At 63.6% G+C, this 13,890-nt stretch carries 16 protein-coding genes; 6 read left to right on the top strand and 10 right to left on the bottom strand.

The annotated features are described in order from the left end of the window. Nucleotides 1-5: 5 nt before the first annotated feature. Entirely contained in the window at nt 6-365 is a 360-nt protein-coding gene (locus CH285_RS28585; RefSeq protein ID WP_306436736.1) for an FmdB family zinc ribbon protein, read from the top strand. A gap of 42 nt (nt 366-407) precedes the next feature. After that, nucleotides 408-1,628 carry an FAD-binding domain-containing protein gene (locus tag CH285_RS26240; protein ID WP_094642792.1) on the top strand — a complete coding sequence of 407 codons (1,221 nt, stop codon included), beginning with the start codon at nt 408-410 and terminating at the stop codon, nt 1,626-1,628. Here the strand turns inward: CH285_RS26240 and CH285_RS26235 are convergent. From CH285_RS26235 to CH285_RS26225, 3 genes are read right to left on the bottom strand one after another with little or no spacing between them, the layout of a single operon-like run. Further along, nucleotides 1,622-2,401 (bottom strand): DUF4097 family beta strand repeat-containing protein, encoded by a 780-nt coding sequence (locus tag CH285_RS26235; protein WP_032388781.1) that lies wholly within the window; start codon nt 2,399-2,401, stop codon nt 1,622-1,624. The two genes, CH285_RS26240 and CH285_RS26235, sit on opposite strands and share 7 nt — an antisense overlap. After that, nucleotides 2,398-3,054, bottom strand: coding sequence for a response regulator (locus CH285_RS26230; protein ID WP_032381943.1), 657 nt, complete (start codon nt 3,052-3,054; stop codon nt 2,398-2,400). The genes CH285_RS26235 and CH285_RS26230 overlap by 4 nt, the downstream gene beginning before the upstream one ends. Beyond that, nucleotides 3,045-4,319 (bottom strand): sensor histidine kinase, encoded by a 1,275-nt coding sequence (locus CH285_RS26225; RefSeq protein ID WP_094642791.1) that lies wholly within the window; start codon nt 4,317-4,319, stop codon nt 3,045-3,047. Before CH285_RS26225 ends, CH285_RS26230 begins: the two co-directional genes overlap by 10 nt. A 194-nt stretch (nt 4,320-4,513) precedes the next feature. On the opposite strand from CH285_RS26225, the gene CH285_RS26220 reads away from it, so the two are divergent. Next, the gene (locus CH285_RS26220) at nt 4,514-4,696 is read left to right on the top strand and encodes a hypothetical protein (RefSeq protein ID WP_027494898.1); all 183 of its coding nucleotides are present in this window, start codon (nt 4,514-4,516) and stop codon (nt 4,694-4,696) included. Here CH285_RS26220 and CH285_RS26215 read toward each other — a convergent pair. Continuing rightward, nucleotides 4,684-5,517, bottom strand: coding sequence for a MerR family transcriptional regulator (locus CH285_RS26215; protein WP_032374602.1), 834 nt, complete (start codon nt 5,515-5,517; stop codon nt 4,684-4,686). The genes CH285_RS26220 and CH285_RS26215 overlap by 13 nt on opposite strands. A gap of 379 nt (nt 5,518-5,896) precedes the next feature. On the opposite strand from CH285_RS26215, the gene CH285_RS26205 reads away from it, so the two are divergent. Continuing rightward, nucleotides 5,897-6,547 (top strand): cutinase family protein, encoded by a 651-nt coding sequence (locus CH285_RS26205; protein ID WP_094642788.1) that lies wholly within the window; start codon nt 5,897-5,899, stop codon nt 6,545-6,547. A 6-nt stretch (nt 6,548-6,553) separates the two neighbouring features. On the opposite strand, the gene galK is transcribed toward CH285_RS26205, so the two are convergent. The 5 genes from galK to CH285_RS26180 form a co-directional block, all read right to left on the bottom strand. Further along, the gene (gene galK, locus CH285_RS26200; RefSeq protein WP_094642787.1) at nt 6,554-7,777 is read right to left on the bottom strand and encodes a galactokinase; all 1,224 of its coding nucleotides are present in this window, start codon (nt 7,775-7,777) and stop codon (nt 6,554-6,556) included. Next, on the bottom strand, nt 7,717-8,832 hold the full coding sequence (galT, locus tag CH285_RS26195) for a galactose-1-phosphate uridylyltransferase (RefSeq protein WP_094642824.1): 1,116 nt from the start codon (nt 8,830-8,832) through the stop codon (nt 7,717-7,719). The genes galK and galT overlap by 61 nt, the downstream gene beginning before the upstream one ends. 23 nt (nt 8,833-8,855) lie before the next feature. After that, the gene (locus tag CH285_RS26190; protein WP_094642785.1) at nt 8,856-9,671 is read right to left on the bottom strand and encodes a DeoR/GlpR family DNA-binding transcription regulator; all 816 of its coding nucleotides are present in this window, start codon (nt 9,669-9,671) and stop codon (nt 8,856-8,858) included. Nucleotides 9,672-9,760: 89 nt separating this feature from the next. Next, on the bottom strand, nt 9,761-10,036 hold the full coding sequence (locus CH285_RS26185) for a YrhK family protein (protein ID WP_048319090.1): 276 nt from the start codon (nt 10,034-10,036) through the stop codon (nt 9,761-9,763). Nucleotides 10,037-10,074: 38 nt separating this feature from the next. Then, nucleotides 10,075-11,343, bottom strand: a complete 1,269-nt coding sequence (locus CH285_RS26180; RefSeq protein ID WP_255032389.1) for a reverse transcriptase family protein — start codon at nt 11,341-11,343, stop codon at nt 10,075-10,077. A gap of 389 nt (nt 11,344-11,732) precedes the next feature. Here CH285_RS26180 and CH285_RS26175 point away from each other — a divergent pair, with 389 nt between their 5' ends. Next, nucleotides 11,733-12,287, top strand: coding sequence for a DUF3558 family protein (locus CH285_RS26175; RefSeq protein ID WP_032371454.1), 555 nt, complete (start codon nt 11,733-11,735; stop codon nt 12,285-12,287). Nucleotides 12,288-12,359: 72 nt separating this feature from the next. Beyond that, nucleotides 12,360-12,704, top strand: a complete 345-nt coding sequence (locus tag CH285_RS26170) for a hypothetical protein (RefSeq protein WP_080729379.1) — start codon at nt 12,360-12,362, stop codon at nt 12,702-12,704. 274 nt (nt 12,705-12,978) lie between these two features. Here CH285_RS26170 and CH285_RS26165 read toward each other — a convergent pair whose 3' ends face one another. Further along, a complete protein-coding gene (locus CH285_RS26165; protein WP_032367566.1) occupies nt 12,979-13,806 on the bottom strand; it encodes an SDR family oxidoreductase in 828 nt (275 codons plus the stop codon). Nucleotides 13,807-13,890 lie beyond the last annotated feature (84 nt).

Below are 13,890 nucleotides of genomic sequence, written 5' to 3'. Positions count from 1 at the left end.
CCGGTATGACGTGTAAATGTTGTATGACGTTGCGCCGGAACGCCACTGACACGACATCTCACGCTACCCTCGTGTGCGTGCCCACCTACAGCTTTCGCTGCACACAGCGTTGCGAACCCGTCGAGCAGAGATTCTCCATGGCCGATGTCCCCTCCCAGGTGACGTGCCCGGAGTGCGGCGAAACAGCTGCACGCCGGATTTCGTCTCCTGCCCTCGGCAGGGGGAACAGCGCTGCGATGAAGGCACACGACGCCTCGCGGGCCACCGCCGACTCACCGACGGTAGTCACGTCTATCCCACAGCAGGGGCGGGCGGCGAGCCCGACGACGTCGAACCCGCTCCACCGTCGCCTGCCACGTCCCTGATCTCGGCGTTTCTCTTTCGTGCCGACGGGGAAGTCCGGGTGCATGTCCCAGCTCCCCGCTCCCCCGTCGATCGCCGACGGCTTCACCACCGACGACGTCGTTTCCTGGGTTGCCGAGCATCTGGGCGACCTGACGCTCGAGCGGCCGGACGGGATTGCCGCCGGCGGCATTCGCGGCGGACAGTCGGCCGCCGACATGGCGCTGGCCGGTCTGGACATCACCGGCTACGCCCGCGACCGCAGCACTGTCCTTCCTGCGAATCGTCGTGGAGCCAGTCGAATGTCGCCGTACATCCGGCACGGTCTGCTCACTCTCCGTGAGGTGTGGGACGCCGTAGCGGACGCCCCTGCGCGCGATCGCACGCGGTACCGGGACGAACTCATGTGGCAGGAATACGCCCGCCACCTCTATGCCCGCGTCGGAACCGATCTGGGGAGATCCATTCGTCGTGAACAACCACGACCGCACAACTGGACTTCCGAACCCTGGCCCGACGAGATGAACTGCATGTCCACGGTGGTGGGCGAATTGCACAGTGACGGTTGGCTCGTCAACCAAACACGCATGTGGCTGGCGTCCCAATGGGCTGTGCGTGCCGGCGCGACATGGCGCGACGGCGAGGACGAGATGTTCACCCACTTGCTCGACGGCTCACGGGCGGCCAATCGACTGGGTTGGCAATGGACGGTCGGTACCGGAAGCGGCAAGGTGTACGGCTTCAGTCGGTGGCAGGTGAACAAGCGCGCACCATCCCTGTGCCGCAACTGCGCGCTGAAAGACGCCTGCCCCATCGAGAATTGGCCCGACGACGATCTCGGACCGGCAGTCGACGGACCCGATCTCAACAAGGCACCGGTACCCGCGGGCCCTGCGAGCATGGAAGGTGATGGTGCAGAACAGGTCTGGCTGACCGCCGAATCGCTCGGCACCACAGACCCCGCCATGGCTGCGAATTTCGAGCGACCCGCCGTCTTCGTGTTCGACGAACCACTCCTGCAGAAGCTTCGGCTGTCCGGAAAGCGACTGGTGTTCCTAGCCGAGACTCTCGGCGAGATCGCGTCGACCCGGCCGTTGGAGGTACGTCGCGGCCGAGTATCGGAGGAGCTTTCCGGACGGTCTCTGGCCGCCACCTGGGCACCTGTTCCCGGTTTCTCTCGCATCGCCGACGCCATCGCCCCGGTCGAATTGCATCCATGGCCCTGGCTGACGCGTCCCACCACATCCTCGGTCCGGTCGTTCAGTGCGTGGCGGCGCAGTCACTGACGTGCCCGCACCGTGATCTGCCCTTCCTCGCTGGTGGCGGAGACCGTCTTCGACGATCTGGGGTCGTTGATCACGTCGACGACGACGTCGCCTTTGTCGGATGCCGCGTCGACGGCATAGAAGTCGGCGGGCGGAAGCCCGATCGTCGTATCGCCGATCACGTTGCGCGCCTTGACCGATTCCGGTGCAGTACGCGATTCGACGCTGATCTCGCCGAACGTCGTGCTCACATCCACGATGGACGCAGTTGCATCACTGATCTTCACGTCGCCGAACCGTGTGTCGACCCGGATGGCTCCCGCCGATCCACGAGCGAACACCGATCCCGACGCTGTCGAGACGGACACGTCTGCACCGACATCCGACAGCACGACATCACCGCCCGCACCGTTCACCGCGAGGGTCAGGCCTGTGGGTATCTGCAATTCGACGTCGGCGTCACATGTCTTGTACCTGCCGTAGGAACATTCCACAGCCACGCTCGACCCGTCCGCACCGACGTCGATCGTGGGGGCGTCCCCTCGGTAGATCCCGTGCGCTCGAACATGCAGCGAATCATCGGGACTGGGCACGAACTTCAGGTGCGCGAACCCGGTCGTCACCGTCAGCTGCGAGCCGTCGATCGCGTGATCTACCGAGTAGTCGTAGTTCTGAGTCTTCGGAACGGAGAAGCCGAGCGCGATCGCCGCAGTGGTGCCTGCTCCGGCCGCACCGACCACGACGGCCGCTGTGGTGATCGCCAACGTGTAGCGCAACAATGGAATTCGATTCATCGAATAGCTCCCAGGTATCGTAGGACTGCCATGACCCGGCGGTGATCCGCACTGTCGCCGAGCAATCCGAGTTTGGCGAAGATGTTTCCGATGTGCTTCTCGACGGCTGCTTGACCTACGACCAGAGCGGCAGCGATGCCGGCATTGGACTTACCTTCGGCCATCGCCGTCAGCACATCTCGCTCTCGCGGTGTCAGCGAGTCGAGTGGATCCGATCGTGGTGCGCGCGCCAGAATCTGTTGCACAACCTCAGGATCGATGACAGTTCCGCCGTCGGCGACCGTCTTCACCGCGTCGGAGAATTCGTCCACATCGGCGACACGATCCTTCAGCAGATATCCGACGCCGTCCGTGCTCTGCCGAATCAGTTCTGCCGCATACCTTTCCTCCACGTACTGCGAGAGCACCAGTACTCCGACATCGGGCCAACGCTCACGAATGACCAGTGCCGCTCGCAGACCCTCGTCGAGAAAAGTCGGAGGCATCCGCACGTCGATGACGCAGACGTCGGGCAGGGGCTCGGTAGACGACATCAGCGTCAACAGCTGCGCCGCGTCACCAACTTTTCCGATCACCTCGGCACCGGAGTCGACCAACAAACGCGCAACACCCTCACGTAGCAGTACCGAATCGTCGGCAATGATCACTCGCACGGGATGGTCACCTCCACTCGTGTCGGGCCGCCCGACGGCGAAGTCACCGTCAGGGTTCCGTCAATTCCGCTGAGCCTGTCGGCCAATCCGGCCAATCCGCCGCCGGGCTCGAAATGCGCACCGCCACAACCGTCGTCGACCACGGTGACGGCGACGGAGGACTCGCCGCGAGCGACATCGACCTGCACGTTTCCGGCGTGGGCGTGCTTGCCGACATTGGCCAAGGCCTCGGACACCACGAAGTACACCGTCGACTCGGCGGTGGCGTTCAGACGTCGCTCGCCGGTGAGGGCCGGGTCGATGTCGATCGTCACCGGAACTGTCGACAACGCCGCGACCGACGACAGCGCTGCGTCGAGTCCGCGATCGGTCAGGATCGGGGGATGCAGTCCGCGCGTCAACGTTCGGATCTCACCGATCGCGTTCTTCGCCTCCCGATGTGCATCGTCGAGCAAACCCTTCAAGACCACGTCGTCCGTAGCCGACGCGCGAGACTTCGCTTGTCCCAGTGACATTGCCACCGAGACCAGCCGTTGCTGGGCACCGTCGTGCAGGTCCCGTTCGATGCGTCGCCGCTCGGCATCGGCGGCGTCGACGACGCGAGCACGGCTCATGGTCAGCTCGTTCACCCGCTTGCTCGACTCCGACTGCCCGAGAAGTGCTGCAGCGCTCCACCAATCGAGCTTGGCAATCAGGGTCGTCAGTGGCGGAACGCCGGCAACCAGGACTACCAGAGCTGCCACTCCGATTACCGCAACCAGCGGAAAGTCCACTCGTTCGGCTATCTCCAACCCGGTGCCCTCGGGATCGGTGACCAACCACGCGACCGGGGCGGCCGCCAGAACCGGAAGCGCCAGGAAGAGCGCAGGCAGCAAGAACAGCAGCGCAGCCGAGATCGGAATACGAATGATCCAGTAGACGAGCGACTTCCACAGCCCGACGTCACGAACACACCACACCAACTTTCGCCAACTGGTCGGATAGACGATGGTGTCCGGTTTCGTGATCTCGATGCCACTGGTCAGGTCGATGCCCGCTCGCGCCGCGATGTCCAGCCAACGAAGGACCACGATCGTGAACACGAAGATGAGCACACCGCTGAGGGCGAACGGCAACGCGAACACCGCGAGCAGGAGCAGACCTACGATCAGCCATCCGCCCAGTCCGGCGAACGTCGTCGCCAACAGCGACGCCATTGCCAACCACCACTGCTGCGAAATCCACGCTCTGAGCGGATTGAGGGGAATCGGTAATGCCTGGTTCATGCGGATGAGCCTAAGTGGGCAGTCGCCGGGGCGTCCTCACTGCGAACCCACGAGGTGAGGTAGGGCCAGCCCTACCCTCGGCGCGCAGGTCCGTGTGAGTTCGCCCAGCTCAGGCGTCGAACACGCCCTTTGCTTCCCGAACTTGTCGGTAGCCGGTGATATCAAGGAAGTACACGACTACAGAAAGGGTTCCCATGTCCGCCAGTGTCGATACCTGCCACGGAACGCTCGTGATCCACGCAGTCGGTAGTGCGGAATGCACGGAACCCGATTGCGTGGATCTCGAGTACGTTCGCCACTTCCTGGTGCTCGAGTGCGAGGAGATCACCGGCGGCTGCCAGTGCACAGCGCTGGTTGAGCTCGCTCAGGCGTCCTGACGCCGGACGACCGGCTGCTGCAGCTCCGTTACCCAGTTCTCCTGCGGCGCAGGCTCGGAGACCAGGTAGTACTCGCGGCAGATGCCGGAGAGCTCGTAACCGTTGGCGTCGATCCAGGCCATGAACTGCTCCCAGGTTTCCCCGATCGTCGCCATCGAGCCGTGGTGCACTGTCGTCAGCGCGAGGTCGATCGCGGGTAGCTCGGTGACGTCGTAGTCCTCGCCTGCATCAACGTCGGGGGTGATCTCGAACGCGGCATGCACCGTGATGCCGGTGCCGTCTCCGTCGTCGACGGCCTCGTACAGGGCGATCGACGACGGTCCGAATTCGACTCCGTCTCGTGCCAGAGACGACGCGAGCCGGGCGTACATCGGACCGATCACCGGGCCGATGTTCTGTGGCCCGTAACCGGCAGCATTCTCGGTGACGACGGCGACGCGGGTGGCCGGCAGCGACTTGGTGTCCACAATGATCATCGAATCTTCTCCCTCTACGGCGCGGAGGCGCGCATCGATCCGACGCAGTCGGGCGGCGTCGAGATCGAGTCGATGGGCGACGTCTTCACGTTTGGCGACGAGCATCCGACGCAATCGGTCGGCGCTGACCTGCGCATGCACGATCTGCTTCACCTCGTCGAGCCGAAATCCCAGGTCCTTGAACATCAGGATGCGGCCCAACTCCTCGAACTGTCTACCGTCGTACGACCGATATCCGGTGAACGGATCCACCCGTGCCGGCGTCAACAGCCCGATCTCGTCGTAATGCCGAAGCATGCGAACCGAAACCCGGCCGATCGATGCGAACTCTCCGATACTGAACATGACCCTCCGAGACTGCCGTCTCACACTGTGTGAGGGTCAAGTATCGCGCGCCGTGCGGTGGCTCGACCCGTTCTGCGCGCACCGATCAACCACTTTCGCCGGTCGTCGCATCGATCGAGTGCGCTCCCTGATAGTCACGAAAAATTCGGACCAGGCCATTCGCCAGGTCTACGGCACCCCAGCGGTCACCGTAGCGCAACAGGCGTTGAGAAACCAGGCCTGGCAGTGAATTCCCGACACATCCCGATACGGCCTCCCGGACCCGCCTCGATAACCGACCGGGCGTCTGTAATCAAATGTTGAACGACCCTGTGAATGCGACGTCGCAGCGGTTATGGTTCGTTTCGATGCTCCTCCCCCGAACCCACAAGGACTCGCCATGAAGAGACGCCTGATCGCCTATTCCATTGCTGCACTTGCCATCTCCACCACAGCAGTGGCGCTTCCCACCGGAGTGGCCTCGGCCGCGCCGTGTTCGGATGTGGACGTCTCGTTCGCTCGCGGCACCGGGGAACTTCCCGGCCTCGGCATCACGGGTACTCCTTTTGTGAACAGCGTCAAATCGCAACTCTCGGATCGCTCGGTCAGCACGTACGCCGTGAACTACGCCGCCGACTTCACCCAGGCCAGCGCGGGACCCGGATCTCGCGACCTCGTGGCTCATCTCAATTCCGTTGCGGCATCGTGCCCGTCGACGAAATTTGTGATCGGCGGTTACTCGCAGGGGGCGACCGTGGTGACCAACGCAGTCGGTCTGCGCACTCCCAGCAGCTTCACCGGTGCCGTCATCCCGGCCGCGATCGCCGACCGCATCGAGGCCGTTGTGGTGTTCGGCAACCCATTCGGGCTCACCGGCAGGAAGATCGAAACAGCCAGCAGCACATACGGTTCACGCACCAACAGCTTCTGCAACTTCGGCGACCCGGTGTGCCAGATCGGCGGCTTCAACACCTTCGCTCACCTGACCTACGGCACGAACGGCTCGACGACGCAGGGTGCCTCGTTCGCGGCCGCTCAGGTACGGAGCTGAATCGACTCACCGAAATCGGTGCGCGGGCCCCGATGGTTCGGCGGATAGAAAAGTCGGTTCCGGTAGCCCGGATTGCTGTGCGCTCGTGAAGATTTCCTCAGCGACTGCATCGACCCGAGCTATCGGAACCAACGCAATGGCCGAACCCCCGAACCCCCCACCCGTCATACGGGCCCCGTATGCCCCGGCTCGCAGCGCAGCATCGACGGCGCTGTCCAGCTCGGGGGAACTGACCTCGTAGTCGTCTCGAAGCGAGACGTGCGACGCCGTCATCAGGTCGCCGAGTTCGGTACCGATGTCACCGCCGTCCAGCAACGCTACTGCCCGCTCGACTCGTCGTATCTCGCTGGTGACGTGACGAACTCGGGGAACGAGAGCCTGATCGACGAGCCCCGATACCGCCCGCTCGGGGTCGAGTCCGCGCAGCGTCGACACACCCAGCTCCAGGTAGGCCCGGTCGAGGGCGGCCCGGCGGGCACCGTACTGGCCGTCGACCAGACGGTGCGGAGCGTTGGTGTCGATCACCATGATGCGAGCACCCGACGCCGCGACGTCCAGTGGGATCTGCCGGGTCGAGCCGTCGAGGCAGTCCAGAAGCAGGGCGTGTCCTCGTTCGGCAAGCATCGCGATGGCTTGATCCATTCCCCCGGTCGACGCGCCGGCCACATCGTTCTCGGCCCGAATGCTGGCGTCGATCAGTACCTTTCGATCGACGTTCAGATCGAACAGATCGCTCAGGGCCAAGGCGAACGAGCACTCGAGGGCCGCCGAACTCGACAGGCCCGAGCCCACCGGTACCGAGGAGTGCACGGCAACATCGACTCCGCCTATCCCGTGCTCCTGCAGCGCCCAGGCAACGCCCGCGACGTACGCGGCCCATCCCGACGGACTTCCCGGTCCGATGTCACCGAGTTGCCCCGTCCACGTCTGGTCGGTGTGCGTCGAGACCGCCCGCATCGTGGCATCCTCGCGCCGCCGAACAGCGACTGCAGTGGCGAAGGGCAGCGCGAACGGCAACACCAGACCTCCTGCGTAGTCGATGTGTTCGCCGATCAGGTTGACTCGCCCCGGTGCGAACCAGACGCCGTCCGGCTCCCCGCCGTACGCGGTGTCGAACAGCCCCGAAGCACCGTCGGCGAGGCTCTGCTCGGACACGACGCTCAACCAGTTCACACCAGCACCTCGCGCAATCTGTCTGCGATTCTCTCGGGAGTCGTGTCGTTGATCCATGCGCCCATCGCCGACTCGGATCCGGCCAGAAACTTCATCCGGCCCGGTGACCGCATCATCGAGAACAGTTGCAGGTGAAGTCGTCCCAGCTCTCGATCGGATCCGACGGGGGCCTGGTGCCACGCCGAGATATACGGCACCTCGTCCACGCCCTCGAAGAATGCGTCGACGCCCCGCAGCAATGCGCGGTAGACGCCGGCCAGCTCGTCGCGCTCCCCGTCGTTCAGTTCGGCAAGATCTGCGACGTCGCGGCGCGGAGCAAGATGCACCTCGAGCGGCCACCGTGACGCCGCGGGGACGTACGCCACCCAATGCTCGACATCCACGACGATCCGTCGACCCGAGCGCAATTCGGCGGCGAGTACGTCGGCCAACAGAACTCGACCGGTGTTCTCGAAGTGCGTGCGCGACTGCCTGATCAAAGCATCGGTACGAGGAGGAAGGTAGGGGTAGGCGTAGATTTGGCCGTGCGGGTGCGTCAAGGTGACACCGATCTCCTTGCCACGATTCTCGAAGCAGAACACCTGTTTCACTCCGTCGATCGCCGAGAGCTCCGTGGTCCGGTCTGCCCACACGTCGATGATCGTTCGAACCCTCGACAGTTCCAGCGAGACGAAAGACGCGTCGGGATCACTGGCGAAACAGACGACCTCGCACCGACCGGTACCTGCCGCCAGTGGCCACAGCGGCTCACCGTCGACCGCTGCCGGAAGAGTCTGTTGTGCAGCACTTCCCGCCAACGACGGGAAACGGTTCTCGAACACCACGACGTCGTAATCCGAGGCCGGGATCTCGGTCGCCGGCCGGCCCGGACGGCTGGGGGCCAACGGGGACAGGTCGGCGGGAGGCAAGAACGTGCGGTCCATCCGCTGGGCAGCCATGACGATCCACTCACCGGTGAGTACGTCGAACCTCATCTGCGAGAGCGACACCGACGGCGGCAGCGGCCGCGAGTCCACGAGCTCCCGGGTGGCACCACCGGAAAGGTAGGGCTCGGTGTCGTCGTAATAGACCAATTCTCGACCGTCGGCCAGCGTGGTCGAGGTCCTGCGCATGGGATGGGTGGTGTCCTGCGTGGTCATCGACTGCTCGCTTCCTGGGTGGTCCGCCGGGGCTCGGCGGGGCCGGTTGCGACGACCACGTCATCGACGATGTCGGTCAGCGCGTCGCGAATACGTTCGGGCACATCGACATCGGTGACGATCACATCCACCTCCGACAACGCAGCGGTGGTTGCGAGGGCGCGAACACCCCACTTGGTGTGATCAGCGAGGACCGCGACGCGTCGGGCCGAGGCGACGAAGGCCTGATTGGTCTGTGCCTCCAGCAGATTGGGGCAGGTGAGGCCCGCATCGATGTCTACTCCATGCGTGCCGAGAAACAGAATGTCGACGTGCAGCGTCTGCAACGCGCCGACCGCCAACGGGCCGACGAGTGCGTACGACGGGGTGCGTTGGCCTCCGGTGAGCAACACGGTGTGGTCTGCTCTGCCGCCGGCATGAAGGACGTCGGCGACGGGCAGGGAGTTGGTCACCACGGTGATGTCGGGTACACGAAGCAGTTCCCGCGCCAGCGCGTGTGTCGTCGTACCTCCGGAGATGCCGATGGTCGTTCCTGGCCGGATCAATCGTGCGGCGGCGCGGGCAATGGCGGCCTTGGCGTCACGGCTCTGCTCGGACTTGACCGGAAAACCCGGCTCGAACGCGCTCGCGGAACTCGGCGCGGTGATGCCGCCATGCACTCGCTCGACCAGGCCCTGGGCGACCAGTTCATTGACGTCACGTCGAATGGTCATGTCGGACACCGACAGAGCAGTGCCCAACGCGGCCACCGTGACGGCTCCCTCGGACAGCACCCGGTCCAGAATCTTCTGCTGACGTTGATGGGCGAGCATCACACCATCACCAGACTTGATTCCATGCACTCAACATTCACCAGATAACAACAAATGTCAACAAAAGCGAACAGGGTTCGGGGATGTGGTCAGAAGTCGTCGTCGCTCTCGGACGCGGTTCGTGCACGACCGATCCGTGTCAGATGCACCCGTCGCGCCAGTCGAATCACGGGACGGATGAGCAGCTCGATACTCCCCAGCAGGAAGAGCCACGTACCGATGACCGTCGTGCTCTCCTGAAAGAAGAGGATGCTGCCGGCGATGAACCAGACCGCAACGAGAATGTCGTTGATGATGCTGACAACTTCCCACCGCTGGCGAATCACCAGCTCCTCGTGCCCGATGGTGAAGGTCAGGTCGTTCATAGCGGCTCCTTCGTAAAACGTCGGTGTACCCAGTCCGACTACCCGGATCCCTCCCAATCGACCCGGGCTGCCATCTCGAGCAGTTTGCGACGGCGTGTCTCGCTGGTCTCGCCGATCCGCGCGATACGTCCGTACACATGGGCACGGAAGTCGGTCAGATCGTCCCGATTCTGTTGAACTGCACCGCTACCGATGCAGTTGTGCAGTAACGCGCGGAGGTTGTCGTACTCCTCTCGCGGAACTGCGGGCCACGCATTGACCACCAGCCCGGTGAGCTGTTGGCGTTGATGCGCGCGCCGCACTCGGGTCTTGTCGGGATGAATCGTGAAGCCCTCGTCGTGCGCGATCTGGGACACCACCCACAGCAACTTGTCGACGTCGAGCTCGGCCGGACCGGAGAACGCCAGGTCGTCGGCGTAGCGGGTGTAGCGGGCACCCATGGTGCGGGCGAGCCCGGCAACTCGAATATCGAGTTGGCGGGCAGCCAGGTTGGCCAGGGCGGGCGACGTCGGTGCGCCCTGCGGCAAGTGGGTGGTGCGAAGCCTCGCCGCCGTCGCGCGGTCCATGCCCGTCAATTCGCCGGCCGGGGTGACCGTTGTGCACAGCGCGGCAAGATTCGCCGCAACTCTTCTGGGATAGCCGACGGCCTCGAAGATCGCCACCACTCGATCGAACCCGATGGACGGAAAGAAACGACGTAAGTCGACCGAGACCACCACCTCACGCTCGGCGTGGGGCGTCGCGAACGTGCGGGGGCTGCGCCCTTTACGAAAACCGTGCGCGGCGGGATGTGGCGGAATTCGATCCAGGATGCGGTGCAGTATCTTTCGCTGAATCTCGCGCAGGCGCGGTTTGGGCACCTCCAGCAGTCGAATGCCCTGACGTTTGTCGAGGCGAGCAGATCGATAGTGCTGCAACGGGAACGGCGCAGTACGCAGCCTCCCCTGCAGGTCGGCAAACCACTCGATTTCGGAAATGGTCAGATCCAGTGATTGCGCGAGCTGGCCCGTCGTCTCGTAGCGAGGCACCTCGAACCGCCAGGGTACGACACGGCCACGTATCGGCGATCGCTGTGACGACTTCGACGACGGCGCAATCAACGGAAGATCGCGCAGCAGAACGAATATCGACGCCTCGCCGAACGGCGGACTCGGGTACAGGTCGATGATTCGATCGGCCAACCTCGGGGCCTTGGCCGGCATGAATCGAGAGAACGCCTCCTCGAGCCCCGATTGCGTCCACTCTGCGTCTGCAGCCAAACGAGCCAGGGTTGCGGCGGCGCGCGGAAACAGTTCGCGGTCGTTCACGTCGGTCGCTCCAACGGGTCTCGAGCGAGAGAATGCAGCGGCGCGCGGCGACCGAAATCTTTCGTCCTCGGAGCTGCCAAGCACGCGTAGCGTGCAGACCAGCTTCGGACGCAGTGCTCGATTCTCAATATGTACCCAGGGGTTACCCCTGAGACCGGTCCCGCGGACCAACTCTCGCCCACGCGCCGCTGCATCCCACCACAATGCCAAACCGACGCGGATCTGTCAGCGGGATGACTCACTAGTTCGACCGACCGGTCGGGTTTTCAAGTTCTCGTGAGTTGCTCGATTACGAGCCGGAGCTCTCGAGTCCGGAGCAGGTGAACGGAACCAGCGCCGACTCCGTTGCGTCCAACCCGTAGATGGGCTCTTGGGAAAGGACAGTGCACATGCATCGAAACAGTCGATGGGCGGCAATCGCAGTAGGTCTGCTCCTGCTCACCGCATGTTCGACGGGCCAAGACGGTACTGCAGTCCCCGAAGTCATCGCAACAACCAGCACGGCCGTCGCAGCACCGACGCCCTGGGATCCATGCACCATCCCCGACAACGCCATCGAGCAGGCGGGATTGAACGTCGACTCCAAGGAATCGGGGGTGTTCGGCCGCGATCAAAACGGATTCAAAATTTGCGGATGGGTAAGTCGCTCGCCAGCTGACGCCTACTTCCTGCGCATTTTTGTTGGGCTGCAGAGCTTGGACTACATCGACGATCCGAGCCATTTCGATCGACTCGAGCCTGTCCGAGTAGGCACTCGGGATGCCACCCAGTACCAGCAGATAGCCGCCGATGCATCCCGCAACTGCGGCATCGCATTCACCGCTGGAGCTGAATTGATCAGAGCAACGTTCATTACAGGCCAATTGACTGGCAGCTCACCGTACGACCCATGCACAGAGCTCAATGCCGTAGTGACCAGACTCGATTCCGAACTGCCCAACTGAATTTTCCGTCTATCGAAGGACACACACACCGTGGGCCAAGTGAAGCCTGACCTCCTCGCACAGTGGCAGGACATGAACCAACGAGCCGACTCCGGCACCCTCACCATTCCAGCCGACGTCGCTGCAAGATGCGATGCAGCCTGTGTCACCTACCTGGCTCACCTCAAGAAGATGCAGGTCGACTCGCTTGCTCTGACCGAGGTCGAAGACTGGGGCAACTTGCCATCCGCCCAAGCGTTGCGTGACAAGTTTCTGCGCCTTGCGACGGGCAAAGACACGTCACTCGACGTCATACTGCAGCAGCACATCGACGTCATCGATTCGATGCGTACGTTGTTTCGGCGCTACTTCGAGGACACGGCCAACACGGATGAACGAACTGCTGCGAACATCGTCGCGCTCACTCCGGAGAATTGACGGCCTGCAGCACTATTCGCTGGACATCGACCTCGCGGTTGTCGTTGTCCAGTCGCCGGGACACCGGCTCGCAACTGCGAGAACGCCACCACTCGATCCGCGCCCTCAGCCGACAGGCACACCCCACCGACGAGGTGTGGATCCCGACGATGGGCGTGAATCCCCGCTCCCCCGCGTTTTCGTCGCGTCCGGAGCGTAGCTGCAAGCAAGCCTCCTGAGACGGATCAAGGCCGCCCAGGTTGGAGCCACACCTAGAGGTTCGTGTGGTGGAGACTCAGCCTCCGTGCGCCTCGACGGCCACGGGCTGCCATTCACGCCAGTTCGCCAGGCGTGATTCGTAGTCCTTCGTCGCGATCTGGAGCGGTGCCTCGCCGAAAAAGACTCGCAGTGGCGGCTTTTCGGCGTCGACGACCTTGAGCAGCGCCGAACGCGTAGCTACCGGATCGCCAGGAGTCGCCTGCCTTGCACTCCGCAGTTCGGCGGCCTTCTCCCGAATCGGGTCGTACGCGGCGATGTCTGTGGACTTCTTGGCGGACGGACCGGCCCAATCGGTGGAGAACCCACCCGGCTCGATCAGCGTCACATGGATACCGAAGTCCTCGACCTCCTGCGCCAGGGCCTGACTGAATCCTTCGAGGGCCCACTTAGACGCGTGGTACGCACCGACATTGGGGAATGCGGAGATTCCGCCGATGGACGACACCTGCAGGATGTGGCCGCTGCCCTGCTCACGCATGAACGGCAACGCGGCCTGAGTGACCCACAGCGCTCCGAAGACATTGGTCTCGATCTGCGCGCGGGCGTCCTCCTCGGAGATCTCTTCGATCATCCCGAACTGGCCGTAGCCGGCGTTGTTGACGACGATGTCGAGCGATCCGAAGGTCTTGTGCGCCAGGGCGACTGCTGCGAAGTCGGCAGCGCGGTCGTTCACATCCAGCTCGATCGGCAGAATCGCGTCGCCGTATTTTTCCACGAGATCGTGCAGTGTCGCCGTGTTGCGAGCGGTGGCTGCGACTCGATCACCGCGGTCGAGGGCTGCAATAGCCCACACGCGTCCGAATCCCTTGGAGGTGCCGGTGATGAACCACGTCTTGGCTGCCATGAATCTCGTCCCTTCGCTACACGGACAAAAGTAAGGACGACGTCCGCTGCAAACGCCTCTCGGCGAGTGGTCGCTCGTAGCGAC

This window comes from Rhodococcus sp. 05-2256-B1 (assembly GCF_002258465.1).
GTDB classification, from domain to species: Bacteria; Actinomycetota; Actinomycetes; order Mycobacteriales; family Mycobacteriaceae; genus Rhodococcoides; species Rhodococcoides fascians.
Note: the sequence above shows the minus strand (reverse complement) of the source record. Positions and strands in the feature narration are given on the sequence as shown.

What these genes read in the sequence shown, in the direction of transcription:
- CH285_RS26170 (WP_080729379.1), top strand. Translation starts at nt 12,360, where the DNA reads ATGAACCAACGAGCCGACTCCGGCACCCTCACCATTCCAGCCGACGTC.
- CH285_RS26190 (WP_094642785.1), bottom strand. Translation starts at nt 9,671, where the DNA reads ATGCTCGCCCATCAACGTCAGCAGAAGATTCTGGACCGGGTGCTGTCC.
- galK (WP_094642787.1), bottom strand. Translation starts at nt 7,777, where the DNA reads ATGGATCAACGACACGACTCCCGAGAGAATCGCAGACAGATTGCGCGA.
- CH285_RS26205 (WP_094642788.1), top strand. Translation starts at nt 5,897, where the DNA reads ATGAAGAGACGCCTGATCGCCTATTCCATTGCTGCACTTGCCATCTCC.
- CH285_RS26240 (WP_094642792.1), top strand. Translation starts at nt 408, where the DNA reads ATGTCCCAGCTCCCCGCTCCCCCGTCGATCGCCGACGGCTTCACCACC.
- CH285_RS26225 (WP_094642791.1), bottom strand. Translation starts at nt 4,319, where the DNA reads ATGAACCAGGCATTACCGATTCCCCTCAATCCGCTCAGAGCGTGGATT.
- CH285_RS26220 (WP_027494898.1), top strand. Translation starts at nt 4,514, where the DNA reads ATGTCCGCCAGTGTCGATACCTGCCACGGAACGCTCGTGATCCACGCA.
- CH285_RS28585 (WP_306436736.1), top strand. Translation starts at nt 6, where the DNA reads ATGACGTGTAAATGTTGTATGACGTTGCGCCGGAACGCCACTGACACG.
- CH285_RS26165 (WP_032367566.1), bottom strand. Translation starts at nt 13,806, where the DNA reads ATGGCAGCCAAGACGTGGTTCATCACCGGCACCTCCAAGGGATTCGGA.
- CH285_RS26235 (WP_032388781.1), bottom strand. Translation starts at nt 2,401, where the DNA reads ATGAATCGAATTCCATTGTTGCGCTACACGTTGGCGATCACCACAGCG.
- CH285_RS26185 (WP_048319090.1), bottom strand. Translation starts at nt 10,036, where the DNA reads ATGAACGACCTGACCTTCACCATCGGGCACGAGGAGCTGGTGATTCGC.
- galT (WP_094642824.1), bottom strand. Translation starts at nt 8,832, where the DNA reads ATGCGCAGGACCTCGACCACGCTGGCCGACGGTCGAGAATTGGTCTAT.
- CH285_RS26215 (WP_032374602.1), bottom strand. Translation starts at nt 5,517, where the DNA reads ATGTTCAGTATCGGAGAGTTCGCATCGATCGGCCGGGTTTCGGTTCGC.
- CH285_RS26175 (WP_032371454.1), top strand. Translation starts at nt 11,733, where the DNA reads ATGCATCGAAACAGTCGATGGGCGGCAATCGCAGTAGGTCTGCTCCTG.